The following is a 23,386-nucleotide window of genomic DNA, read 5'->3' as shown; positions in this document are numbered from 1 at the left end:
GTGGAGTAGTGGGTGCGGGGTGCGTCGGGGAATACACCGCGGGCCCTCGGCTTGGGAAGAGTGTGCGCGGAGGCGGGAAGGAGAATACTCGGGTTAGGTACCGCAGACAGCTCACCGGGGAACAAGATAGGTATTTGGGTGCGGTGGTGGTTCCGTAGGGGTGTCTGGGCACCTACCTGCGGGCTTGCGATGAAAGGATTCCTTGTAGCGCATGCGAGCGCGGTGCCGCTATACCTTCCTGCAGCGACATCAGGGTGCCCGAGCTCTGCGAGGGCGGGTCCCCTGCAGGAGCGAAGGAAGTGTATAGCGTACGCCTCAAAGCATCCCATCACATCCGGCAGGCTCCCCTACACGAGCGAGGAACACACCCCGCGAGCCACCCCAAAACACTTGAAGAATGTTCAACTCCCCACGCAGCTGTGCTAACCTAACCACAGAAATTCAATGAGAGATTTTCTCAAAAACAGCTACTCGACGACGAATCGTAGACCCGCATGACCCGCGAAACGCACCCCTACACCACCCCCGCACGCCCCCTCGACCTGAACCTTTACCTCGTCACAGGCGACAACCCCCTCGAAACCGTCCGGGCAGCCAAACACGCCACCTGCATCCAAGTCAGGTCCAAACCCATCAGCGCGCGCGAGCTCTACCAGCTCACCGAAGCTATCGCCGGCATCATCCAGCCGCACCAGACCCTCCTCATCGACGACCGTGTCGATGTCGCCCTCGCGTTGCGTGCCCGCGGCGTGCGCGTTGACGGCGTGCACATCGGTCAAGACGACCTGCCCGTAGCCGACACCCGCGCCCTCCTCGGCGCCGACGCAATCATCGGGCTCACCACCGGCACCCGGCAGCTCGTCGAAGAATCCAACAAAATCGCGCACCTCATCGACTACATTGGCACCGGGCCGTTCCGCCCCAGCCCCACCAAGCAGTCCAACCGCCCACCCCTCGGCATTGATGGGCTCCGCGAACTTGCCGAACTGTCCGCCGTACCCACCGTAGCTATCGGCGACATCACCCCCGAAGACTGCCCCGCCATCCGCACCACCGGAGTTGCCGGAATCGCCATGGTCCGCGCCTTCGTCGACAACCCCGCGCTGCAGGCATAGCCATGACCATCACCATCATTGGCGGCGGAATCATTGGCCTCACCACCGCGTTTGAGCTCACCGAACGCGGCGAAAACGTGCACCTCATCGACGCCGAAACCAGCGACTACGGCACCGCCGACGACGGCACGGCGCTCTACCCCGCCGCCAGCCACTACGCCGGCGGCATGCTCGCGCCCATCGCAGAAGTGCAATTCCAGCAGGACGCGCTCTTCCCGCTCATGACCGCCAGCGCCGACGCCTACTCCTCCCTCATGGAGAGGCTCAGCCGCGCCACCGACCTGCCCACCGGCTACGACACCACCGGCACGCTTATTGTCGCCGCCGACCGTGCCGACGCCGAGCACCTGCAACGCACCCGCTCCTACTACCGGGACATGAACCGCCCCGCAGACCCCGTCACCCCCACGCAGGCACGCACCCTCGAACCGCTCCTGGCGCCGCGTATTGCCGGCGCCGTGAGCATCCCCAGCGACCATCAGCTACACCCGCGGCTCATGAGGCGCGCCCTCAAAGACGCCCTCACCCGCCGCGGCGTCACCTTCAGCACCGAACGGGTCACCGACCCGGACGCGGGCGACATTATCTGCGCTGGACTAGGGGCAACGCTGCACGGGAACTACCCGCTACGCCCCGTCTACGGAGACATTCTGCGTCTGCGCGCCCCGCGACCCATCCTCAAGCATGTGGTGCGCGGCTACGTGAACTCCCGCCCCGTCTACCTCATCCCCCGCCCCGACGGGGAGCTGTGCATCGGTGCTACCAGCCGTGAAGACCAGCGCACACTACCCGCCATTGACGGCGTACACCAGTTGCTACGTGACGCAATCCGCCTGGTGCCCGCCGTTGAAGAGTGCGAGCTTCTGGAGGCGAACGTCGGCGCCCGCCCCGGCACCCCGGACGACCTGCCCATCTTTGGGCACCGCACCCGTGCCGACGGCACCCGCCAGCTCGTGTCCACGGGCTATTTCCGCCACGGTATTCTGCTTGCCGCACTCGCCGGCAAGGTCGGTGCGGAGGTTGCCTGCGGGGCTGAGATTCCGCCCATCATGCAGGCATGCGACCCAGCACGATTCACCCACTAAACACAGTCCCCGCCGGATGCACCCGGCGCCCTCACGAAAGGAATCCGCATGATCATCACCTACAACGGCGAGCCGCTAACCACGAACGCCCGCACCGTATTTGACCTTGTCATGGACCAGTTTGGTACCGAAAATGGCGTGGCTGTGGCGCTCAACCGCAGTATCGTGCCGCGTTCCACGTGGCTGGATGTGCCGCTGAACGAGGGCGATAGGGTGGATGCCCTCACCGCCGTTCAGGGCGGCTAATTCTCCAGCCTGAACCGGAGAGATACCCACCGGCAAAAAAGAACAGATATTCTCGGTTTTTGTTCCCTGAACCGGGCGCACCGTAGCGCCCCGCACCAACCAGCCGCACCAACCAGCAGACCCCGTTATCTAGACGTTCCCACAGAGGAGAACACCATGAGCCTCACACCGCTCACCATCGGCGACCGCACCTTCACATCCCGCCTCATCATGGGTTCCGGAGGCGCAACCAGCATGGACCTGCTCGAGCAGGCGCTCATCGCCTCCGGCACCGAAATGACGACCGTTGCCATGCGCCGTCACGCCGCAGGCACCCCCATTTTTCCGCTTCTGCAGAAGCTCAATATTGCGCCGCTGCCCAATACCGCAGGGTGCCGCACCGCAGCCGATGCGGTGATGACCGCAATGCTCGCCCGCGAGGCGCTGGGCACTTCCTGGGTGAAGGTCGAGATCATCCACGACGAAGACACCCTGCTGCCGGACACCGTAGAGCTGTTGAACGCTTGCGAGCAGCTGGTCGCCGAGGATTTCACGGTGCTCGCGTACACCTCTGACGACCCGGTGGCTGCCGCTCGCCTGGAGGATGCGGGCGTTGCGGCGGTTATGCCGTTGGGCGCGCCGATTGGTACCGGCCTGGGCATTTTGAACCCGCACAATATTGAGCTGATTGCTTCTCGCGCGCAGGTTCCGGTGGTTCTGGATGCTGGCGTGGGTACCGCCTCCGACGCGGCCCTGGCGATGGAGCTCGGTTGTGATGCGGTGTTGTTGGCGTCGGCGGTGAATCGTGCTGAGGATCCGGTTGCGATGGCTCAGGCGATGAAGTTTGCGGTGCAGGCGGGCGCGTTGGCGCGTGAGGCTGGCCGTATTCCGGTGCGTGAGCACGCGAAGGCGTCGTCGCCGTCGGAGGGTTTTGTCTCATGGATGTAAACCTTGCCCCTACCCCGGTGAATCCGGAGCATGCGCGTCTGGATCGCGAGCGCACTGACCGTCAGCGTCGTCTGCCGGGCTTTGATCAGGATGCGGTGGCGGCTGCACGCGTGTTGGTGATTGGTGCTGGTGGTTTGGGTTGTCCGGTGGTGCAGGCGTTGGCGGCGGCTGGTGTGGGGTATCTGCATATTGTGGATTCTGATTCGGTGGAGCTGTCGAATATTCAGCGTCAGCCGCTTTTTGGTGTGCCTGATGTGGGTGAGCCGAAGGCGGAGGTTGCAGCGCGCCGTGCCTTGGAGCTGTGCCCGTCGTTGACGGTTGAGACAACGATTCAGCATGTGGATGCGTCTTGGATTTTGGATCTTTTCGCCGCGTCGGCACCGGATTGTGTGGTGGATTGTACGGATACGTTTGCGTCGAAGTATCTGATTGCGGATGCTGCGCAGGTTGCGGGTTTGCCGCTGGTGTGGGGCACGGTTTTGCGTTTTGGCGGGTCGGTGAGTCTTTTTGAGCCGGATGGCGCGCATTTGCGTGATATTTTTCCGACGATTCCGCAGACGGTGGAGTCGTGTGCGCTTGCCGGGGTGTTGGGTGCGACGACGGCTGTGGTTGGTTCGCTGATGGCGACGGAGGTGCTCAAGTTTGTGAGTGGTTTGCCGACGGCGGCGGGTACTCTGCTGACGTATGATGCCTTGTCGGGTACGTGTACGTCGTTTGGGGCGGTGCCGGATCCGGCGCGTGTGGTGCCGGTGGATTTGTCGGCTCATGAGGTTCCGCAGGTTCTGCTGGATGTGCGTGAGGTGCCCGAGCGTGAGGAGTCGGTGAAGCATGAGGGTTCGCTACATGTGCCGTTGTCGCAGCTGAGCGACGCTGAGGGGTCATTGTTGCCGGCAACCGACGTGCCCGCGGAGCTGCTGAGCCTGTTTGAGTCGGTGCGTGATCAGCGTGTGGGTGTTTTCTGTGCCTCGGGTGCGCGAGCGCAGCGCTTTGTGCAGGCGTATGCGGAGCTGGCGGGCGAGTACGGGGTGCGTCTCACGGCTATCTAAGCACATGCAAGGCGTAGCTATCCCTTCCGGAAGCGACATCAGGGTGCCCGGAGCGAAGCGAGGGCGGGTCCCCTGTAGGAACGAGGGCGCATACCGCTTTCCGCTTAACTCTGGTAGGCACTTAAAGTAGGGACAATTCCCCATGTGCAGGGCGTAAAATCGTGTATAACACGGCGGCACGGCGCGCGGTTTGTTCTGCCTAGAAACTGCCGCTGCCGCCTCCTGTTTTCGCACACTCACTCTAGGAGTTTTATGCTCACCGTCTCTACTGTGCCGCTTGTTTTGTGTACGGCACTTGTTGCGTTGACTTTGTTGATTAGCGGTATTGCTAAGGCGAAGGACCCGCAGAGTACCGTGACCGGTATTCAGAATCTTGGTTTGGAGAAGATCGCGCCGACCCGTGCGGTGTCGCTGATTTTGCCGTGGTTCGAAATCGCACTAGCCGCCGTCCTGCTGCTGTCGCCGGTGCGTTTGCCTGCGGTGATTGCTTCGGGTTTGGCGTTGATTCTGATGCTGTTCTATACAGTGGTGATTGCGCGCGCTCTGGCGACGGGTCGTACTGCGGGTTGTAATTGTTTTGGTTCTGAGTCGAATGCGCCGGTGAGCCGTTACACGCTGGTCCGTAATGTTGCGCTGCTGTTGGCGGCGGCTGGTGCGCATGCGAGCGCGTTGAGGGGCGGCACGGGTGTTGTGTCGACTCTGCTGGGTCTGGGTAATAGCGGCTGGACTTGGGTTTTTGGTGCGGTGCTGATTGCTGTGACGTTGGAGGCTGTTCGCCGCGGTGATGCTCTTGCGCAACCGGAGCCGCAGGCTGAGGTGATTTTGCCGGAGCCGGTGTATGACGAGAACGGTGAAGAGCAATATGTTCGCATGCCGATTCCGCATGCGGCGCTGTATCTGGAGAATGGTCGCCACACGAATTTGCGTGCGTTGGCTAAGAATCAGGCGCGTGTGCTGGTGTTTGTGTCGGCGACCTGTGCTGGTTGTGTGAAATTTTTGAAGACGATGGCTTCGTGGCAGGAGCGTCTGCCGCAGGTGGCGTTGCATCCGGTGTATTCGAGCCTGGAGTCGTTGCAGACCTCGCGTAATGCGGGTACGTTGCCGGAGGGTTTGACTCCGTTGATTGACCGTGAGGCTGGTGCGCGCGCGAATTTCGGTAATGGTGTGCCGTTGGCTGTGGTTTTGGGTGCTGATGGTCTGATTGCTGGCGGCCCGGTGGCTGGTAAGGAGCAGGTTGAGGCACTGCTTGCCGATATTGAGGAGCAGTTCGCTGAGGTTGCTCGTCTGGCTGAGGAGGAGCGTCAGGAGCAGATGCGTAAGGCGTTTGCAGCGGGTCCGTCGAATGTTGAGGGCGACCACCTCTAAACACGCTCCTATCGTCCAGCCCCTGTAGCGCCTCTGTAGCGCTTCCGATAGCCCCGTCCGGCTCTTGCTGCCCTTACCGGCAGGTGCCGGGTGGGGCTATGCTAGAACGTAGCGCACACACCGCTTATATGCCGCGGTCACCTTGCCTGGTGGCGGTTGGCGCATCCTCAACCCTGTCTAAGGAGTTTTTATGGCAATGATGAGTTTCAACGCTCCGGGCGAGCGTGAGAAGTCCTTGTGGCTGGTCCGTAAGGAGAGCAACCCGAATCATTCGCAGTGGTACATTGACCGTTTTAAGGCGATGGAGGCTGAGGGTAATGATATGGCGGGTGAGTCTCGTCTGGTGAATGCGTTGGCTTCTCGTGGCGCGAAGATTCTTGATGCGGGTTCGGGTCCTGGTCGTGTGGGTAAGCAGTTGCACGCGTTGGGTCACCGTGTGACGGGTGTGGATATTGATCCTGAGCTGATTGAGGAAGCGCGCCGCGTCTGCCCGGATGCTACGTGGATTACTGCCGATTTGGTGGATTTGCCGGAGGTGCTGGGCATTGAGGGTGAGGCTACGGCAGAGAATGGTTTTGAGTTGCTGGTGTGTGCGGGTAATGTGATGGGTTTCTTGGCTCGTTCGACTCGTAAGCCGGTGGTTGAGAATTTCCGTCGCGTGTTGGCGCCGGGTGGCCGCGCTGTCGTGGGTTATGGTTCGGGTCCGGGCCGCGACTATGCGTTTGAGCAGTTTTTGGCGGATGCCCGCGAGGCTGGCCTGAACGTGGATAACACGTATTCGTCGTGGCAGATGCACCCGTTTGTGGAGGGTTCTTCGGAGTTTTTGGTGGCGGTGCTGTCGCGCCCGGCGAACTAGGCTCGCATCTAAAACTGGCGTGCAGTGCGTCTTGAGTTAGGCATACAAATGGCCCGGCGCCTGCCCCGTGGGGGGTGGGTGCCGGGCCTTTGCTGCGTCTTATGTGGCTGCGTTTCTACCGGGTCTAGTGAATGAGGTAGATGGTGCGGGCGAGTTCTTCGGGCAAGAAGGATGCGGCGAAGAGGATTGCCACGATGATGACGGCGAGTGCGGTCATGAGGCTGGAGCGCCAGCCGGGGTGCAGTTCGTTGAAGGTGATGAGTCCCTTGTGTTCTTTGTCCATGTTGACCACGTTGATCTGTTTGTAGATGGTGGTTTGGGCGGAGAGTTTGGAGGAGACTTCTCGCATGGTTTTGCCATCCCAGACGCGGCCGTCGATACGCATGAGCTGTTTGCCATCTTTGTCGACGGCCCACATGGCGGGGAAGCTGCGGTAGCGTAGGCGGCCGGCGACGGTTTTGAGTTTCTGGCCGTAGGCTTTTTTGGGGTAGAGCTTTTCGACGTAGATGGTGTGGTCGATGTTTTCGAGGGGTACGGCGAACCAGCCGAAGGTGCGTGCGCGGAGCACGTGGGTTTTGGTGATGACGATGATGGTGGGTTTGAGGACTGAGTAGAGGTTTACGCCTGCGATGGTGCCGATGAGCAGTACGAGGAGGGTGTACGGCAGGGCGGGTCGCTTGTAGAGGATGAAGGCGAGCGCGGCGAGGAGCACGATGGTGCCGGGGAGTGCCGCTTCGATGCGCCTGCCGTAGGAGCGCATGCGGGGGTGGAATAGTTCGTTGACTTCGCCGTATTTGGCGGGGACTTCGTGAGCGCGTTCTGCCATATACACAACTTTAGTGTGTGCGGTGCGTGAAACCTAGCGGACTACCTGCGTTACTCTGGTTCTATGCGTAATTTTTCTCCCGTGGAGCGGGTTCTGGCAATGTGGATGGTCGGTGTTGTGGTGGCGGTTTCTGTGGCTGCTGCGGCGCTGGTTATGACGAATAAGCTGGTGTATGGTCCGACGGGTCAGGTGCGGGAGTATTTTCATGCGTTGCGTACGGGTAATGGTTCGTATGCGCGTGGTTTGTTGGGTGCGCAGATTCCTGAGGGTGACGCCTCTTTGCTGGATGGGGATGCTTTGAGGCGTTCGGTGTCTTCGTTGGGTGAGGTGTCGTATGAGGTGGTGGAGACCAGCGAGGATGGGGAGCATGCGACGGTGCGTGCGTCCTATACGTTGGAGGGTTCGCAGCAGCATACGGATTTTCGTTTGCACCGTTCGGGCACGCATTGGGGCTTTTTTGATAAGTGGGCTATTGATGAGGCGTCTTTGCCGTCGGTGAAGGTGAATATTCAGGGTGTGGAGGCTGCGACGATTAATAACCGTAAGGTTGCGGTGGATGATGGTGCGGCGTCGTTCCCGGTGTTTTATCCGGGTGTGTATGCGGTGTCGTATGATTCGACGGTTTATACGGCGCAGAAGGTGAATGAGGTGGTGACTGCGCAGGATGCGAATCATGCGGTGCGTATGGAGTTGAAGCCGAGTGATAATGCGTTGTCATCGGTGAAGGAGCAGGTGCAGGATCATTTGAAGAAGTGTACGCAGCAGAGCACTCTTTATCCGGGTGGGTGCCCTTTTGAGTATGCGTTTACGGGTCGTGTGGATTCTGAGGTGAAGTGGTCTGTGGTGAAGGTTGCGGATCCGCAGGTGAGTGTGAGTTCGGCGGGTGTGTGGTCGTTGAAGCCGATGTCGGGTACGGCGAAGGTGTCGTTTACTCAGTTGGATTTGTATACGGGTGAGCGTTCGCAGGTGCAGAAGGAGATTCCGTTTACGTTGAAGGCGTCGGTGGAGGCGGATGCGAAGGCGGTCCGAGTCTCCTTCTAAAGCCGCTGAGTTGCGAGAGCCAGTATGCTCTGAACGCGACATCAGGGTGCCCGAGCGAAGCGAGGGCGGGTTCCCTGTAGGAGCGAAGAGCATACTGGCTCGTAGCTTATATGGGCAAAGAAAGGGTCAGTATTATCCGTAGCGACATCAGGGTGCCCGAGCGAAGCGAGGACGGGTACCCCTGTAGGAGCAAGGATATGTACCGGTTCCTGTTTTATGTATTTAGGTGACTAGTTGATACCGCGCAGGTCCAGGACGAGTTCGCTTTCGTCTGCCTCGTCACCGGTCACGACGACGGGAATACCCCAGTCCTGCTGGTAGAGGTGGCACGCTGCGTGCTCGGGGATGTCACCGCCGGGGGTGCCGTCGCAGGCGGCGGCGCGGGCGGTGATGTGCAGGACTGCCTCGGTGATTTCGGGGTTGAGTACGAGGGTGCGGGTCAGTCCGGTGGAGGTGCCGGCGCCTTCCAGGATGAAGTTCTCGGGGGTGGATGAGATCTTCAGCTGAGTGGGGTCGCCCCAGCGGGTGTCGAGCTTCTGGCCGGTGGGCACGGTGAATCGTGAGGTGAATTCAAGGGTGCCGCCGGTGAGCTTGGTAGAGGGGCGTGCGGTGGTGATGGCGCCTTCGTCGACGTGCTGTGCCTTGGCTGGGATGGAGGCGCGGACGAGCTGGTGGGCGTTGGTTTCGACAATGATGAGGCGCGGTTCTTCGCCGGGTACTTCTTCGACGAGCAGGTCGGAGGGTTCGTCGAGGCCGCGTTCGAGGGTGCCGAGGGTGCCGGTTGCAGGGTCCCAGCGGCGGATGGCGCCGTTGTAGGTGTCGGCGACTGCGATGGATCCGTCGGGCAGTTCGGTCAGGCCGAGGGGGTGCTGCATGCGGGCGGTGTCGGAGTCGCCGTCGACGAAGCCGAAGTCGAACAGGCCCTTGCCGACGGCGGAGGTGACCTGTACGCCGTCTTCGGTGAAGGTGATGTGGCGCAGGCCGCTGGTTTCGGAGCATGCGACCCAGAGGCTGCCGTCGCGTGCTTCGATGATGCCGGAGGGCTGGGCGAACCATGCGTCGGCGGCGGGGCCGTCGGCGAGGCCTTCGACGCCGGAGCCTGCGAAGATGCTGACGGTGCCGGTGACGGGTTCGTAGCCGAAGAGCTGGTGGGTGCCTGCCATGGCGATGATGAACTGACCGGCTTCACGGGAGTAGACCGCATCCCAGGGCGAGGAGAGCGCAATCTCGGTGGCGGGTACGCCGGCGGGGATGTGGTTGGGGTCGCCGGTGATGGCGTTGTCGCCGTCGATGACGCGCTGCACGCCGTTGCCCGCGAGGGTGCGTACTTCGCCGGTGCGCAGGTTGAGGGAGCGCAGGCGGTGGTTGACGGTGTCGGCGACGAGCACGTCGTAGCCGAGCTTCTCGCGCAGGTTTTCGGGTACGAGGGCGAGGCCGGCGGGTTCGTTGAAGCGTGCTTCGGTGCCGGTGCCGTCGACGTGGCCCTTGACGGGGTGGTTGATGGGGTCGTTGCCGCCGCCGTAGGTGTTGATGACGGTGTTGAGGTCGGCTGCTACCTGCAGGATGCGGTGGCGTGCGCTGTCTGCGACGAGGTAGGTGCGTTCGCGGTTGCCGAAGAGGTTTGCGGGGCCGAATTCGGCGGGCAGTTCGATGGCTTTGCCGGGGAAGGCGTAGGTGCCGGCTGCTTTGGGGCGGGGTACGTAGGGGCCGTCGCCGCGGTGTAGGGTGCCCTTCGCCTCGTGCTCGGCGACGAGTTCGCGTACGAGGGAGGTGAGGCCCTGTACGTGGCCTTCGCCGGAGAGGTGGGCGACGATGTAGCCTTCGGGGTCGACGACGACAAGGGTGGGCCATGCGCGGGCGGTGTATGCCTGCCAGGTGGTCAGTTCGGGGTCGTCGAGTACGGGGTGGGTGATGTGGTAGCGGTCGACGGCTGCGGCGAGCGCTACGGGGTCTGCTTCGTGTTCGAATTTGGGGCTGTGTACGCCGACGGTGACGAGTACGTCGGAGAATTCTTCTTCGAGGGGGCGTAGTTCGTCGAGGACGTGCAGGCAGTTGATGCAGCAGAGGGTCCAGAAGTCGAGAATAACGATTTTGCCGCGAAGGTCCTGCAGGGTGAGGTTTTTGTCGCCGGTGTTGAGCCAGGCTCGGCCTTCGAGTTCGCTGGCGCGCACGCGTACGTTGCGGGTGGTGTTCTCGCTCATGGTTTTCTCTCCTGTTGGGTGCGCCGTGTGTGGTCGCGTTGGTTTGCTGTCCCCATTATGCCAGCGTGGTGGGGGTGGTTCGCTGGGAGTTGAGCTTTGTGACTTGGGGCCTTAACGACCTGTCATATTAAGTCATATTCCGGGTGGTTCGTGGGTATATAAAGCGCCCCGCACGCATCACGGTCGGATGCGCACGGGGCGTTCAAGCGTTGAAAGGCTCTACGAGCGGCTACCGCTGTACGAGTCTGCCTACTCGTGGGTCTTGACGCTGGTCGGCTTTACGGGATTCTTCGGGGCGGGCAGGTCTCCCACGGGAGCCGGAATCTTGGGCAGCTCCAGGGACTGGTAGTCGCCCGAGACCTCCGAGGTCTTAATGTTAATCATGGAAGTTGCACCGTTCTCATCAACGCTAGTTATTTCGCCATTAGGATTGACAGCGATCCAGGCGCCCTTATCATCCACGGCGACAACCTCGCCTTCAGGGGTCACACGTACCCAGCTGCCGTCATTCTCAATGCTGATGTAGTTACCGTTCTTAGCTTCGACAACAGCGATGCTTCCATCAGGGGCAGCGTACACGTTGCCTTCAGTGTTCGTAGTCCTCTTGGTGGAGTGATCTTTCTTAGCCTCTTCGACGATTTCCTTATAACGCTTGTAAATCTGCGGACCGTAGTTGCTATCGGTGGGGTCCGTAGGCATGGCGGAAGCACCCGACAATCCGCTCTTCTGGCTTTCGGATTCCTTAGCGGAGGAGCTCGAGCTACCTGCGCTTGCCGATGCCGATGCAGACGCGCTCGCCGAGCCGGATGCCGATGCGCTCGCCTTGGACTCGGAGGATGCGCTCGCGGAAGCGGTAGCCGATGCAGACGCGCTCGCAGAGTTGCTCTGGCTTTCGGCGGGTGCCTTGGCGTTGGAGCTGCAGGCGGCAAGACCGAAGGTTGCGGCGAGGCTCAGGGACAGAACAGCAATAGACTTCTTCACGGCAGATTTCTCTTTCCGTCATACGTCGCTCTGCAACGGCGCAGTGCGTAGTGTGGTTGGGGTACAGGCGGGTATGTCCCCGGTGTACGCCCTCATGCTAGCACCGCGACCTGAAAACTCCCTGGGTTGCCGCGCCGCAGGTGGACCCCTCCCCCGCTACTCTCACAGCCCTTTGTGGTTCAAGCTCTCTAGAACACAAAGACGCCCCGCACGCATCACGGTCGGATACGCACGAGGCGTCTTCTAGGTCAGGGGCTGTTACGCTCTGGTAGCGTCACAAGCCGCTGTTAGCTCTTTACAGCTTACTTGGGCTGTGCGGGCTTGACGGGGGTAGCCTTACCCTGTGCGGGCTTTGCGGGAACCTTCGGAGCCTTCAGGTCTGCCTTCTCGCCGCCAACGATGGAGGTTACTTCACCGGATGCGTCCACGGTTGCCTGCAGGCCGCTGTTAGCCTGGATGCTCCAGGAGCCGTCAGCCTTGACTGCGACCTGGCCGTTTGCGTCCTGGCGGCTCCAGGAGCCGTCAGCCTGTACAGCTACCTGACCTTCATCACCCTGAATGGTCCAGCCGCCCTCCTCGGAAACGATAACGTCGCCCTCAACGGTGGAGGTGGTGTTGCCCTCGGAGTCCTTGGACTCAACCTTGGTGTTGCCCTTTTCGTCGGACTCTACCTTGGAGGAGTTGCCCTCGGAGTCCTTAGCGTCTACGGATGCCTTGCCGTCTGCGCCGACCTTCACGTCTGCGGAGTTGCCTTCGCCGTCGTTAGCCTTGACGGTGACGTTGCCGTCCTTGTCAACCTTCACGTCTGCAGTAGCGGAAGCAGAAGCAGCAGAAGTGGTTGCAGCTGCAGAGGATGCCTTAGCCGATGCACTTGCGGAAGCAGTTGCAGAAGCGGATGCGGATGCAGTCGCGGTGGTGGTGGAAGAGGACTGGGAGCCGCATGCGCTCAGGCCCAGTGCGCCTGCGAAAGCGATGGACAGAACCGCGGTGGTCTTCTTCATTGCGGGGGCGATAGCCATTGTTTCTCCTTGTGGTTGTTAGTATGGTGCGGCTAGTTGGCGACGTATTCGCGTCGTGCGCAGGATCCTTGTGGGATTCCATAACGATTATCGGTGTAACTAACCGCGTTAATTCTATCGAGTTTGGATGTGATTATCCGGACGTGGGGGCGTTCTTCCGCGTTCTAGTGGGTGGGATAGCCCATGTTTTCGCCGGGAGTATCAGCCTGTTGTTTAGCGGCGGGGGGTGACGGGCTTGACGGGGTCAGCACCAGCACCGGCAGGCTTGACGGGTACGGCAGGTACCTGGAAGGTTCCCTGTCCGGTCTGTTCCCAGGAGCCGTCAGCCTTCACTTCGACAACGCCGGGGGTTCCAACGAGCTCCCAGGATCCGTCTGCTTTCACCTCTACGTTGCCGCTCGGGCTGACGCGTTCCCAGGAGCCGTCAGCATCAACTTCTACAATGTCGCCGTTGGGGGCGTGGTAGGACCAGCCGCCGTCAGCGTCGATCTGGATCATGGTGTAGCCGTTGGATGCGCTGACGGTTCCGCCGTCGACGGTCACAGAACCGTTACCGGCACCGTTAGAGCCGCTCTTGGCGGAGGTCTCGCCTGCCTTCTCGTCGACCTTTGCAGAGGAGCCGGAGTTGCTGGAAGCCGAGCCTCCGTTGACGGTTGCGTTGCCGCTTGCGTCTGCGGTTACGCCGGTACCGTTTGCGCCGTTCACGGTGACGTTGCCGCCAGCGCCGGTGGTGACACCGGTTCCGTCGGCGACGGTGCCGGTGCCATGGGAGCTGCTTGCGGTGGGGCTCGGGGAAGCTGCGTCGCTTGCCTTGACGGTGACCTTGCCGTTGCCCGCGTTGACTGCCGCGTCGGCGGTGGAGGATGCCTTGGCGGTTGCGGTTGCGGTTGCGGTGGGTGCCGGGGCGGAAGCGGAGGTGTTCTGCGCACCGCAGGCGCTCAGGCCGAGTGCTGCGATTGCTGCCAGTGACAGTGCTGCCGCGCCAGTGCGAAAGCGACGGTTGGTGGTCTGTGCGGAAGTGTTCTGGGCGGGGCGTGCCATGAGGTGGTTCTCCTTGTGCGTCCCGGAGGGTCAATCGTCCGGGGTTTGTATGGTTGATTTTCCGGTTGGATGGGGCCGTTGTGTATGGTGTGTGGCTTTTCCTTCGCCGGTGATTCCAGCTTAGGGTGTGAGTCTAAGATTGAGCTTTAGTTTGCTGTGTTTAAGCTGTGTCCAGACGGCAATGTATAAGTATTTTTCCCAGCGGGGTTTGATAATCCCGATTTTTCACTCAGCTCATGCATAGCTTTATGCTCAAATGAATAAATTTTCTTTATTTTTTCTGTAGTCCACCCTAGCTTCTTCTATGAAGTAGGGATAGTTTCTGTGTTTTTAGCTCAACCACAACATTAAGGTCGTAGAGACACAACTGATCAGCGATTCTAGGGCTCCACCCCGCCTATCTCGGGGCGCTTCCGCTACTTGGGTCTTCTTCAGCCGGGGTTCCTCCACTGTTTTCCCCTGGGCAGGCATAATAAAAGACCCCCACCGTGAGGGTGGGGGTCTTTTATCAGATTCAAAGTCTCAAGAATTACTTCTTCTTAGCGACTGCTGCCTTCAGCTTGGAGCCTGCGGTCAGCTTCACGCCGTGACCGGCGGGAATCTGAATGGTTTCGCCGGTCTGCGGGTTACGGCCGGTACGAGCTGCACGGTCGGTGCGCTCGATTGCCATCCAACCGGGGATGGTGATCTTCTCGCCCTTGGAGACGGAAGACTCGAAAACCTGGAACACTGCGTCGAGGACTGCGTTTACGGTTGCCTGGCTCTTGCCAGACTTCTCTGCAACCTCTGCAACGAGTTCGGTACGGTTCTTAGCCATTAGGGTGCCCCTTCCAGAGACTTAAGGTTTGAGTCTAAAGCGAGTGACCGTCGGTGACGACGGAAAACCGTTTAGGAACTAAAATACCAGATTTACCAGCTGGACTTGGTGATACCGGGCAGCTCGCCGCGGTGTGCCATCTCGCGGAAGCGCACGCGGGAGATACCGAACTTCTGGAAGGTACCGCGGGGGCGGCCGTCGATCTGGTCGCGGTTACGCACGCGAACGGGGGAAGCGTTGCGGGGCAGCTTCTGCAGTGCCACGCGTGCTGCTTCGCGCTCCTCGGGGGTAGCGTTCTCGTCGATCAGGGTCTTCTTCAGCGCGATACGCTTCTCGTTGTAGCGAGCGACGATGACCTTGCGCTGCTCGTTGCGAGCGATCTTGGACTTCTTAGCCATTCTTAGCGCTCCTCTCGGAAGTCAACGTGCTTGCGGACGACGGGGTCGTACTTCTTCAGCACCATGCGGTCGGGGTTGTTGCGGCGGTTCTTACGGGTCACGTAGGTGTAACCGGTGCCAGCAGTGGACTTGAGCTTGATGATAGGACGGAGGTCCTTAGCCTTGGATGCCATTTACTAGATCTTCTCCCCGCGTGCGATGATTTCTGCAACAACGGCATCGATGCCACGAGCATCGATAACCTTGATGCCCTTAGCGGACACGTTCAGGGTTACCTTACGACGCAGCGAAGGAACCCAGTAGGTCTTCTTCTGAACGTTCGGGTCGAATCGACGCTTGTTGCGGCGATGCGAGTGCGAAATGCTGTGTCCAAAGCCGGGAACAGCTCCGGTCACCTGGCAGACTGCTGCCATGTTTCACTCCTTTATTGATTGACTTTTATGACGGTACGCAGTCGATGTTACTCGTAAGCGTCCCGCCACCAATGTAGAAGCACCGGGTTATTCGCCGGGCTAGAGTGTTTGAGATCGTCACGTGGGTGAGAGGCCACGCATCGATCCCCGCCGCGGGAAAAACGGTGAAGCTTATTAGTGTCGAGAGGCGTTTCCACCACTACGAACAGCGTTAAATTCTAGGTAAATACGGGGGTTCGTGCAAGCCTGCACGCCGGATTTTGCCTTAAAAATCCGCGGAATCTCGGTGTTCTGAGCCGATTGCACCTCGTTTAAGCGAAGAGCTCGATTCACGGATGCACGCCTACCCTCGAGCGGCAAACATACCTATCCATTCTACCAAAAATGGGTATTTTTGCAAGTCCAGATGTTTTTAAGGGATTCTTTAACGCCCCTAGTCAGGCATTAATTCGCGGTTTTAAGAACGGGCGTTCTTTATGTGACCGGGGATAAATTACACCGGTGAAATTCATGTTGTGAGATTAACAGCTTAAGCCGGATTTTAAGCCTTAAACAGCCCCGCGCCACCGATTCTTGCGGTGTGCGCAGGGCTGTTAAACAGGCTTAAACACGCGTTTAAAGAGCTTTTAACTCTCGTTTTAACGCTTCCGCCCAGGTTTTAAAGGGCGGTTTAAGGGTTTGCAACGGTACGGGTAACGGCGGATTTACCGTTCCCGTTACGGCGTAAATGCGGGAACAAATACGGTACAGATACAGCACAGGGCGCTCCCCCGGCATACAGTTTTACGCCGTAACGTGCGCCCCTCAGCATTAGTTCTTAAGGGCGTTAGTTTTTAAGGCTTGCCGCGGGGACCCACTCCGGGTACTTGGGGCTCACACCGTCCCCGGAGCTCGTACCCTTCAGACGGCGGCCGATCCACGGCAGGGCAAACTCGCGGACCCAGCGTGCCTCCTGCTCAACCTTCTCGCGAGCGGTTAGCTGCACCTCCGGGGGCAGTACCGATTCAGTGACCACACCGGGCAGGCCGAGCTGCGCCAGCACGCGGGATGCGAAGCGTTCGTGGCCGAGGTCGTTCATGTGCAGGCGATCGTCAGCCCACAGACGCCAGTCGAGGAAGTCATTCCAGCGCCAGTAGTCGATAATGTGCACGCCGTGGTCCTCAGCGATACCACGCAGTAGCTCGTTGTAGGTGGCGGTACGGCCGCGGGTACGGGCGAAGGGGCCCTGGCCCTGTACATCCAGGCCGGTTACGGTAAGCACCTCGATTCCTTCGCCGCGCAGGGTGGCGAAGGCTTCGTCTACGTGGGTCATGAGCTGGTCAATATCCACGTTGGGTCGCATGATGTCGTTGCCGCCGCCGTAGAAGGTGACCAGGTTGGGCTTCAGCGCCAGGGCTGCCGGCAGCTGCTCTTCGAGGATGGGAATGAGCAGGCGGCCGCGGATAGCGAGGTTTGCGTACTGCGCCTGCGGGTCTACTGCACCGAGGCCTTCGGCAACGCGGTCTGCCCAGCCGCGCAGGTTGTTGGGGCGGCGGCGGTCAACGTCGCCCACGCCTTCGGTGAAGGAGTCGCCGATTGCTACATAGCGTACTGATTCGCCGTTGAGCTTGCCGTTGGAGTCTAGGAGCGGGGTCGTCATTGTGTTCTTCTTTCCGGGCCTCTGTAGAGAATGACCCTTCTATGGAAGAAGCCGGCACACCCACGCGGTGTACCGGCTTCTTCGCTTAGCTTTCGGTGCGTCCTGTTTTCCAGTATCCCACTGTTGAGGGTTCTTCTTCAGATATGAGCGGGGGTTTCTTAGGATGCGACAGCTGACCCGGTAGCTGCGGATGCCCTCCGCGGATGGGGAACAACCACCACGCTACCGTCGTTGAACGGGTCCGCAACCTCGGCCTTCAGGCTAAAGATGGTGTGCAGGTTCTCGCGGGTGAGCACGTCGTGTGCTTCGCCTTGGGCGACGATGGAGCCGTCCTTCATTGCGACGAGGTAGTCGGCGACTCGGGCGGCGAGGTTCAGTTCGTGCAGCACCATGATCATGGTGGTGCCGCGCTGTTCGTTGAGTTCCGAGAGCAGGTCGAGTAGCTCCACCTGGTGTGCCAGGTCGAGGTAGGTGGTCGGCTCGTCCAGCAGTAGGATGTCGGTTTCCTGGGCGAGCGCCATGGCAATCCAGACACGCTGACGTTGGCCGCCGGAGAGTTCGGTGACCTGTCGTTCGGCGAGGGACATAGTATCGGTGGCTTCTAGCGCCCAGGCGACCGCCTCGTCGTCTTCGGCGCTATTGCGTTTGAAGAGGCCCTGGTAGGGGTAGCGTCCTCGGGAGACGAGGTCGGCTACGGTAATTCCTTCGGGGGCGATGGGGTGCTGGGGCATGAGCCCGACCATGCGGGCGAAGCCCTTCATGGAGTATTCGTGGGTGGATTTACCGTCAAGGGTGAAGTCGCCGTTAAGCGGCTTAAGCAGTCGGGAGACACCCCGCAGAAGGGTGGACTTGCCGCAACCGTTGGGACCGATAATGGCGGTGATTTTGCCCTTGGGGAATTCAAGGGAGAGGTCTTTGACGATGGTGGTTTCGCCGTAGCCGAGGCTGACGTTCTCTACTTTGAGGGTGCGTTCGGTGATTTCTTTCATGGCGTCCTTTCTTCTCCTCTGACTTCTCCCGGGAGTCTCCTAACTTAGCCTATCCTAATTTTGGGTCAGAAAATAGCGGATCCCCCGCGCTGTTCATACTTCTGTCGAACAGTGCGGGGGACCCGCTGTATTGGCGACCTTTAAAGGTTCACTTTTCCGCTCACGAGCCAGCCGCCTTCCGCTGCACGCTGGAAGACTTCCTGAGCCATGGTGCGGCCGTAGGTCTTGGAGACATGGTTATCGTCGAGGTAGACGTAGATGTTTCCAACCACGGGGCTGCACATGCCGTCCGGGCAGTACACGTCCTTCAGGTCCACCATGACGGCGCCCTGGTTGCGGTACTTGTCGAAGACTTCCTTTGCGGGGTTCTCGGCGGCGTACTTGTCGCTTGCGGGTCGTGCGCAGGAGCTCTTGTCGTCGCCGGCCTTCTGAGCGCATTCGTAGATGTTGTACTCGAAGCGCGGGTTATCGCGCAGGCCGATGACCTGAATTCCTGCCTCGGTGAGGCGGCGGACCGTCTCGTCGAGACTCGGGTCGACTCGTTCGTCGTTCGATCGTGCCTGGGCAACGGTGGCGATGAGCACCACGGTCTGCGGCTTACGCTTGAGAATTTCCTCGGTCATCTTGGTGTTGAATTCCGAGCATTCGTTGCTGGCGTTGACGGCGCGGACCGGGTACTGGCAGCCGCCGAGCAGGTAGGTTTGCAGGTTGGTTTTGGTCTGTTCTGCGATGGGCTTGAAGATGCTCAGCGCCTGTTCGGCGTGGGAGTTACCGATGACCATGGTCAGCGGTGCGTCCTCGGGGCCGTACTTCTGCAGGCTGCAGTACTTGGCGAGTGCCGGGTCGGAGGGCGCGAAGCCGCCAACGCAGGGGTCGCTCAGTCCGTCGAACTGGGTTTTGACGTCGCCGCCGGAGGGGATGGGGTTGTCAATGAGTCCCTGCTGGGCGCCGCCGATAGCGCGGGCGCCGGGGTAGTTTTCGCTGGCGGTCTGTACCTGCAGTTCGGCGTTGTGCTCGGACTGGGTGTTGCGGTAGCCAATCCAGGTCTGTGCGGCTACCAGGGGTACGCCTGCGACCAGGAAGATCGCGAGGATGAAGGCGAGCTGGTCTGCCCAGGTCTTGACCGAGAAGACGGTCTTGAAGCGCATCTTCATCATGAGCCAGGGTACGAAGGGGTCCTTGCGGTAGCGCAGCGGCTTTTCGACGAAGCGGATGAGCAGCCATGCCAAGCCGATGGAGGCAAGGATGATGACAGCGCCTTCGATGAAGTTCACGCGGGAGGTACCAACGGCGCTGCTGTAGAGAATGAGGATGGGCCAGTGCACCAGGTACAGGGCGTAGGAGATGTTGCCGAGGTTCTGCAGGGGTGCGGAGACCAGCAGTCGATCGATGCCCCAGCGGCTGTTGGTGCGGCCTGCCATGATGACGAGCGCACCGGAGATCACGGGCCAGAGCGCCAGGTAGCCGGGGAACGCTCGTTCAACGGGCAGGATTGCACCGCAGGTGACCAGACCGATAATGCCGACCCAGCCCATAATTACTCGAGCCTTCTCGGGTGCTTTCCACTTGAGGGTGAGCATTGCCAGCAGGGTGCCGATGGCAAATTCCCACAGGCGGGTGCGGGTGTCGAAGTAGGCGAATCCCTGGTTGGTGTCGGTTTCGACGATGGAGAAGGTCAGGGATGCGACGAACACCGTGTTGAAGATGAATACCGCGGTGGTGAAGAGGTTCCCGCGGAATCGGTGCACGACGTAGGCTACTGCGGCGAAGAGCAGGGGCCAGATGATGAAGATCTGTCCCTGGATGGAGAGCGACCAGAAGTGCTGGAAGGGTGACTTCACGGAGGCGTTTTGGGCGTAGTAGTCTACGGAGCTGAACGCGAGGTTCCAGTTCTGGAAGTAGAACAGGGAGCTCCTTGCGTCAGTTACGGTTTGCGACCAGCGGCTGGGCGCGAGCACGAAGAAGGACGCAATGGTGGTACCCGCGATAACCACGGTGGCTACGGGTAGCAGTCGCTGGAAGACGTGCATCCAGTAGCTGAAGAGATTGAGGGGTTTGCCTTCGTTGATCTTGCGCATGAAGGAGAGCGAGAGCAGGAAGGCAGAGATGAAGAGGAAGACGTCCACGCCGCCGGAGACTTTGCCGACCCAGACATGGTAGAGCACCACGAGGAGCACGGCGAAGGCTCGCAGGCCCTGAATTTCAGGGCGGAATCCTCGCGATTCGATGAATTCTTCGAGGGGGTAGTCGTTGGTTTTGCGTGCTTTGACGGTGCGCAGCGCCGCGGTACGGGTGCCCTGCGAGGCGGGGGCCTGCGGGGTTCCGGAGGTTTCAGACATACTTGGTTCCTCAGGGCGGGTGGACGATGTGCTAGTGCGAGTCCCTTAGACACTACAGGACACTCGTACAATAAAATCCTGATCCGCACCTCTGCTATGAGGCTGGTGCGAACCAGGATTTTTCTGAGCCCCCTACCGGATTCGAACCGGTGACCCTCTGTTTACAAGACAGATGCTCTGGCCAACTGAGCTAAGGAGGCAACCTGTCCAGTGTACCTTATTCTCTTGGTTGAGTCTGCTTAGTTGTTCTTTTAGGGTTTGGTTGAGAATACTTCTAAATTATGGGGTGATGGCATGTTCGTTTCCTTCGTTTTACCCCTTATGAGCACCACCTCTGTATGCTGCTCACCCATCCCTCGTACTCATCACCGTGTATGGAAAAACCCGGTAGCCTCACGCGGAGGTTACCGGGTTTTCGTATCGAAGAGGTTACTTCTTCTTAGCTTCGATCTTTTCCTTCAGGAAGGTGCTGAAGTCGTTGCTGGTGTACTGGTCGCCATCAACGAAGACGGTGGGGGTACCCTTAATACCGTTCTTTGCGGATTCAGCGTTGACCACGTCCACGAAGGGGCGCCACTTGCCATCGTTCATATCGGAGCCGATGGAAGCGTGGTACTTAGAAGCGATGTCGGCGATCTGCTGGTTGTTCATGTCGCCGCGGCCCTGGTGAGTAAAGATCTCACGCTGGTAGTTCAGGAATTCGCTGGTGCTGACCTGGTTGGCCACGGAATATGCTGCTGCCGCGTTACGTGCGGAGTAAGCGGTGGGCGAGGAGCGGTCCAGGAAGGTTAGGTTGCGGATTTCCAGGGTGATGGTGCCGTCCTCGACGAGCTTCTGGATTTCTTCACCGTACTTCTTCTCGAACTCTGCACAGTGCACGCAGTTGTAGTCCTGGAAGATGGTCACGCGAACGGGCTGGCCGTTCTTAGATGCCTCTTCAGCGGTCTGCACGCCCGGGGGCAGGGTGTTGACTGCTGCTGCGGTTCCGTTGACCATGGGGGTCACGGAGGAGGTCGAGGTTGCGAGTTGCTTGAAGTCGCGGGTCTCCTGGGTGGAGGAGTTCTGGACGATGCCGTCCTTGGTCAGCACAATGCCACCGTATTCGTTGGCGCTGGAGGGCACCGGGCCGCTTTCTGCTACCTTGGTGTTCTTGTTGCCGTTGACTACGACGAAGCCGATGATACCTACGATGATGAGGACCACGGCGAGTACGCCGAACTGGAGCCAGCGGCGGCTTGCCTGGCTGGGGCTCTTCTTGGCCTGCTGGGCCGCAATCTGGCGGGCTTTTTCGCGAGCGTCGGTCGACATGCCTGCTCCTTTGGTTGGGAATATGGGTGGCGGTTCGTCCACTTCTTCTAGCCTACTCCGGTTGGAGTGAGCGTCCATCCGAGCAAAGCTTCAGATGACCAGGCTCTTCCGGCCCGGGGTTGTTCTTATCCCCTATAGGGTGTTCTAGAGCTCAGCTTCTGCCGTATATAGCAGCTGAAAGCTATGTCAATCAGTTCCTATCACGTGGATAGGTTCTGTCTTTTCTCTAGTGTGGACGTACCGCGCTACCCGTCTAGCCTACCGAATGGGTGCCTTATCGGCTAGTTAATACTCTGACTGAGATATTGTGATGTCTGTTCTCACGCTCTCAGCTTATTTTCCTCGTAAACTTTCGTAGCGTTGGGAGGCGCCTCTCCCCTGCCACAAACTACGCCGAGGCACCCACCCGGTTCAGCTCACCAGCGGTTAGGGAATGTTATAGACCTCTACCCCATCGATATAGGGGCGGGTGTTGTAATTGTCGTTCCACTTCACGCTCAGACCGTGCTTCTCCAGTACGGGAATGACCGTCTCTCGCAGCAACTGTACGGAGAGCTTCTTGTGAAGGGCACTGATCTCTTCCTTCTGCGCATCGCTCAGCGCGTTCCATTCATTTTCGTCCCTGGGGTAGGCGAGGAAGGAACCGAAGCCAACGTAGGTTCCGCCGCTCTCAGCGAGGCTTTCAGCGTCCTGCTGGTGGAAGTAGATGTATCCCTTCCATTCACGGCTATCGTCGATCTCATCCCAGATCTCTGCGGATGCGCAGGTACCGCAGCAGGTGAAGTTCTGTCGTGCGATGACTCCTTCTTCTTCCAGGGCTGCGAAGGCACGGTTGAGGTTGGAGTTCTTCTGCATTTCGGGGGTAATGCCCAGCTCAGCAGCAAAGGCACGACGACGCTTGATTAGCTCTTCCACGTAGTCCTCTGCGCGCTTTTCCCAGAGCTTGCTGTCTTCGTTCTCCCCATCGTATTCCAGACCGAGTACGTCCATCACATAATCGGTGATGGTTTCTACGTACTGTTCGGTATCAGATTCACCCATGAACAGCAGGGGCCAGATAGGCCAGAGCAGCTCGGCTTCGTCTTCTTCGTCCAGCCCCCATTCTTTGGGGAAAGGCGGGTCGAGGCGTTCTTCGCTCCAGCGTTCGTAGATGCTCTTCTCATCAGCCATGATGATGCTCCTTTGCTTGCTCTCTACTCGTTGAGGTAGAGATGTGGACTGCTCTTGTTGTTAAGGTATCAAGAGTTTCTCTACCTCGCCTTCTATTTCGTCATTCAGGCGGATCTGTGAACTCCCCATCTCGTTGCCTTCGCCTCAAGGCTGGCACGCTGTCTGGCGAGGCTGCTTCCCCTGTTCCTCTGCCTCTCTGCTGCGTCTCTGAGTCTCTGGATCTATGAGTCTCTGCACCTTTGCTGAGTTAGGTGTCTTTCGTTCCAGGAGTTTTCGTTCTAGGAGTTTTTGGGTACACAAAAAGAGGGGAAGACCTATAAGGTCTTCCCCTCTTGAATAAAAACCCGCGGTGACCTACTCTCCCACACCCACAAAAGTGCAGTACCATCGGCGCGAAGAGTCTTAGCTTCTGGGTTCGGAATGGAACCAGGCGTTTCCCTCTTGCTATAACCACGGAAAATCTAGCGAATAACTTCGTTATTCAAAATTTCCGAATAAAAAGCCTCAACCTCCCGAAGGAAGCCCAGGGTTATTATCCAAAAACCATACAGTGAACGCAAACAA

At 59.6% G+C, this 23,386-nt stretch carries 22 protein-coding genes, 1 tRNA gene and 1 rRNA gene; 8 read left to right on the top strand and 16 right to left on the bottom strand.

Annotation, left to right across the window (positions count from 1 at the left end):
• Positions 1–494 precede the first annotated feature (494 nt).
• The 7 genes from HMPREF2712_RS01990 (at position 495) to HMPREF2712_RS01960 (ending at position 6,640) form a co-directional block, all read left to right on the top strand.
• Positions 495–1,115, top strand: a complete 621-nt coding sequence (locus HMPREF2712_RS01990; protein ID WP_070819133.1) for a thiamine phosphate synthase — start codon at positions 495–497, stop codon at positions 1,113–1,115.
• Positions 1,116–1,117: 2 nt separating this feature from the next.
• Complete coding sequence (thiO, locus tag HMPREF2712_RS01985; RefSeq protein ID WP_070819132.1) at positions 1,118–2,200, top strand: glycine oxidase ThiO; 1,083 nt, start codon at positions 1,118–1,120, stop codon at positions 2,198–2,200.
• A gap of 48 nt (positions 2,201–2,248) precedes the next feature.
• Positions 2,249–2,446, top strand: a complete 198-nt coding sequence (thiS, locus tag HMPREF2712_RS01980; RefSeq protein ID WP_049328087.1) for a sulfur carrier protein ThiS — start codon at positions 2,249–2,251, stop codon at positions 2,444–2,446.
• Positions 2,447–2,602: 156 nt separating this feature from the next.
• On the top strand, positions 2,603–3,373 hold the full coding sequence (locus tag HMPREF2712_RS01975; RefSeq protein WP_005509016.1) for a thiazole synthase: 771 nt from the start codon (positions 2,603–2,605) through the stop codon (positions 3,371–3,373).
• Positions 3,364–4,419 (top strand): HesA/MoeB/ThiF family protein, encoded by a 1,056-nt coding sequence (locus HMPREF2712_RS01970; RefSeq protein WP_070819131.1) that lies wholly within the window; start codon positions 3,364–3,366, stop codon positions 4,417–4,419. Before HMPREF2712_RS01975 ends, HMPREF2712_RS01970 begins: the two co-directional genes overlap by 10 nt.
• A 252-nt stretch (positions 4,420–4,671) precedes the next feature.
• Positions 4,672–5,784: a MauE/DoxX family redox-associated membrane protein gene (locus tag HMPREF2712_RS01965; protein ID WP_070819130.1), complete on the top strand. Its 1,113-nt coding sequence runs from the start codon at positions 4,672–4,674 to the stop codon at positions 5,782–5,784.
• Positions 5,785–5,974: 190 nt separating this feature from the next.
• Positions 5,975–6,640: a class I SAM-dependent methyltransferase gene (locus HMPREF2712_RS01960; protein ID WP_070819129.1), complete on the top strand. Its 666-nt coding sequence runs from the start codon at positions 5,975–5,977 to the stop codon at positions 6,638–6,640.
• A 124-nt stretch (positions 6,641–6,764) separates the two neighbouring features.
• Here the strand turns inward: HMPREF2712_RS01960 and HMPREF2712_RS01955 are convergent, their stop codons facing one another.
• Positions 6,765–7,466 (bottom strand): hypothetical protein, encoded by a 702-nt coding sequence (locus HMPREF2712_RS01955; RefSeq protein ID WP_070628959.1) that lies wholly within the window; start codon positions 7,464–7,466, stop codon positions 6,765–6,767.
• Positions 7,467–7,529: 63 nt separating this feature from the next.
• On the opposite strand from HMPREF2712_RS01955, the gene HMPREF2712_RS01950 reads away from it, so the two are divergent.
• Positions 7,530–8,507 carry a hypothetical protein gene (locus HMPREF2712_RS01950; RefSeq protein ID WP_049352213.1) on the top strand — a complete coding sequence of 326 codons (978 nt, stop codon included), beginning with the start codon at positions 7,530–7,532 and terminating at the stop codon, positions 8,505–8,507.
• Between the two features lie 230 nt (positions 8,508–8,737).
• On the opposite strand, the gene HMPREF2712_RS01945 is transcribed toward HMPREF2712_RS01950, so the two are convergent.
• The 15 genes from HMPREF2712_RS01945 to rrf all read right to left on the bottom strand — a co-directional run bounded on the left by HMPREF2712_RS01945 (position 8,738) and on the right by rrf (position 23,280).
• Positions 8,738–10,708, bottom strand: coding sequence for an NHL domain-containing thioredoxin family protein (locus HMPREF2712_RS01945; RefSeq protein WP_070819128.1), 1,971 nt, complete (start codon positions 10,706–10,708; stop codon positions 8,738–8,740).
• Between the two features lie 249 nt (positions 10,709–10,957).
• Positions 10,958–11,689, bottom strand: coding sequence for a transcriptional regulator (locus tag HMPREF2712_RS01940; RefSeq protein WP_070819127.1), 732 nt, complete (start codon positions 11,687–11,689; stop codon positions 10,958–10,960).
• Between the two features lie 302 nt (positions 11,690–11,991).
• The gene (locus HMPREF2712_RS01935) at positions 11,992–12,708 is read right to left on the bottom strand and encodes a hypothetical protein (protein ID WP_070819126.1); all 717 of its coding nucleotides are present in this window, start codon (positions 12,706–12,708) and stop codon (positions 11,992–11,994) included.
• A 213-nt stretch (positions 12,709–12,921) separates the two neighbouring features.
• Positions 12,922–13,749 carry a hypothetical protein gene (locus HMPREF2712_RS01930; RefSeq protein WP_070819125.1) on the bottom strand — a complete coding sequence of 276 codons (828 nt, stop codon included), beginning with the start codon at positions 13,747–13,749 and terminating at the stop codon, positions 12,922–12,924.
• A gap of 529 nt (positions 13,750–14,278) precedes the next feature.
• On the bottom strand, positions 14,279–14,566 hold the full coding sequence (locus HMPREF2712_RS01925) for an HU family DNA-binding protein (RefSeq protein ID WP_005506733.1): 288 nt from the start codon (positions 14,564–14,566) through the stop codon (positions 14,279–14,281).
• Positions 14,567–14,658: 92 nt separating this feature from the next.
• Complete coding sequence (gene rpsN, locus HMPREF2712_RS01920; RefSeq protein ID WP_005506731.1) at positions 14,659–14,964, bottom strand: 30S ribosomal protein S14; 306 nt, start codon at positions 14,962–14,964, stop codon at positions 14,659–14,661.
• 2 nt (positions 14,965–14,966) lie between these two features.
• Complete coding sequence (rpmG, locus tag HMPREF2712_RS01915) at positions 14,967–15,137, bottom strand: 50S ribosomal protein L33 (RefSeq protein WP_004005967.1); 171 nt, start codon at positions 15,135–15,137, stop codon at positions 14,967–14,969.
• Between the two features lie 3 nt (positions 15,138–15,140).
• A complete protein-coding gene (gene rpmB / locus HMPREF2712_RS01910) occupies positions 15,141–15,377 on the bottom strand; it encodes a 50S ribosomal protein L28 (protein WP_004005966.1) in 237 nt (78 codons plus the stop codon).
• A gap of 826 nt (positions 15,378–16,203) precedes the next feature.
• Positions 16,204–17,016, bottom strand: a complete 813-nt coding sequence (locus HMPREF2712_RS01905) for an SGNH/GDSL hydrolase family protein (protein ID WP_070819124.1) — start codon at positions 17,014–17,016, stop codon at positions 16,204–16,206.
• 158 nt (positions 17,017–17,174) lie between these two features.
• Positions 17,175–18,005, bottom strand: coding sequence for an ABC transporter ATP-binding protein (locus HMPREF2712_RS01900; RefSeq protein WP_070819123.1), 831 nt, complete (start codon positions 18,003–18,005; stop codon positions 17,175–17,177).
• Between the two features lie 140 nt (positions 18,006–18,145).
• Positions 18,146–20,344: an acyltransferase family protein gene (locus HMPREF2712_RS01895; protein WP_070819122.1), complete on the bottom strand. Its 2,199-nt coding sequence runs from the start codon at positions 20,342–20,344 to the stop codon at positions 18,146–18,148.
• Positions 20,345–20,470: 126 nt separating this feature from the next.
• Positions 20,471–20,544: transfer RNA gene (locus tag HMPREF2712_RS01890), tRNA-Thr, on the bottom strand.
• A gap of 229 nt (positions 20,545–20,773) precedes the next feature.
• Positions 20,774–21,652 carry a DsbA family protein gene (locus HMPREF2712_RS01885; RefSeq protein WP_049357913.1) on the bottom strand — a complete coding sequence of 293 codons (879 nt, stop codon included), beginning with the start codon at positions 21,650–21,652 and terminating at the stop codon, positions 20,774–20,776.
• Between the two features lie 426 nt (positions 21,653–22,078).
• Positions 22,079–22,822, bottom strand: a complete 744-nt coding sequence (locus HMPREF2712_RS01880; protein ID WP_070819121.1) for a DUF6891 domain-containing protein — start codon at positions 22,820–22,822, stop codon at positions 22,079–22,081.
• A 341-nt stretch (positions 22,823–23,163) separates the two neighbouring features.
• Positions 23,164–23,280 (bottom strand): 5S ribosomal RNA (rrf, locus tag HMPREF2712_RS01875).
• Positions 23,281–23,386 lie beyond the last annotated feature (106 nt).

The sequence above is a fragment of the Rothia sp. HMSC064F07 genome (assembly GCF_001837265.1).
Classification (GTDB): Bacteria; Actinomycetota; Actinomycetes; order Actinomycetales; family Micrococcaceae; genus Rothia; species Rothia mucilaginosa.
Note: the sequence above shows the minus strand (reverse complement) of the source record. Positions and strands in the feature narration are given on the sequence as shown.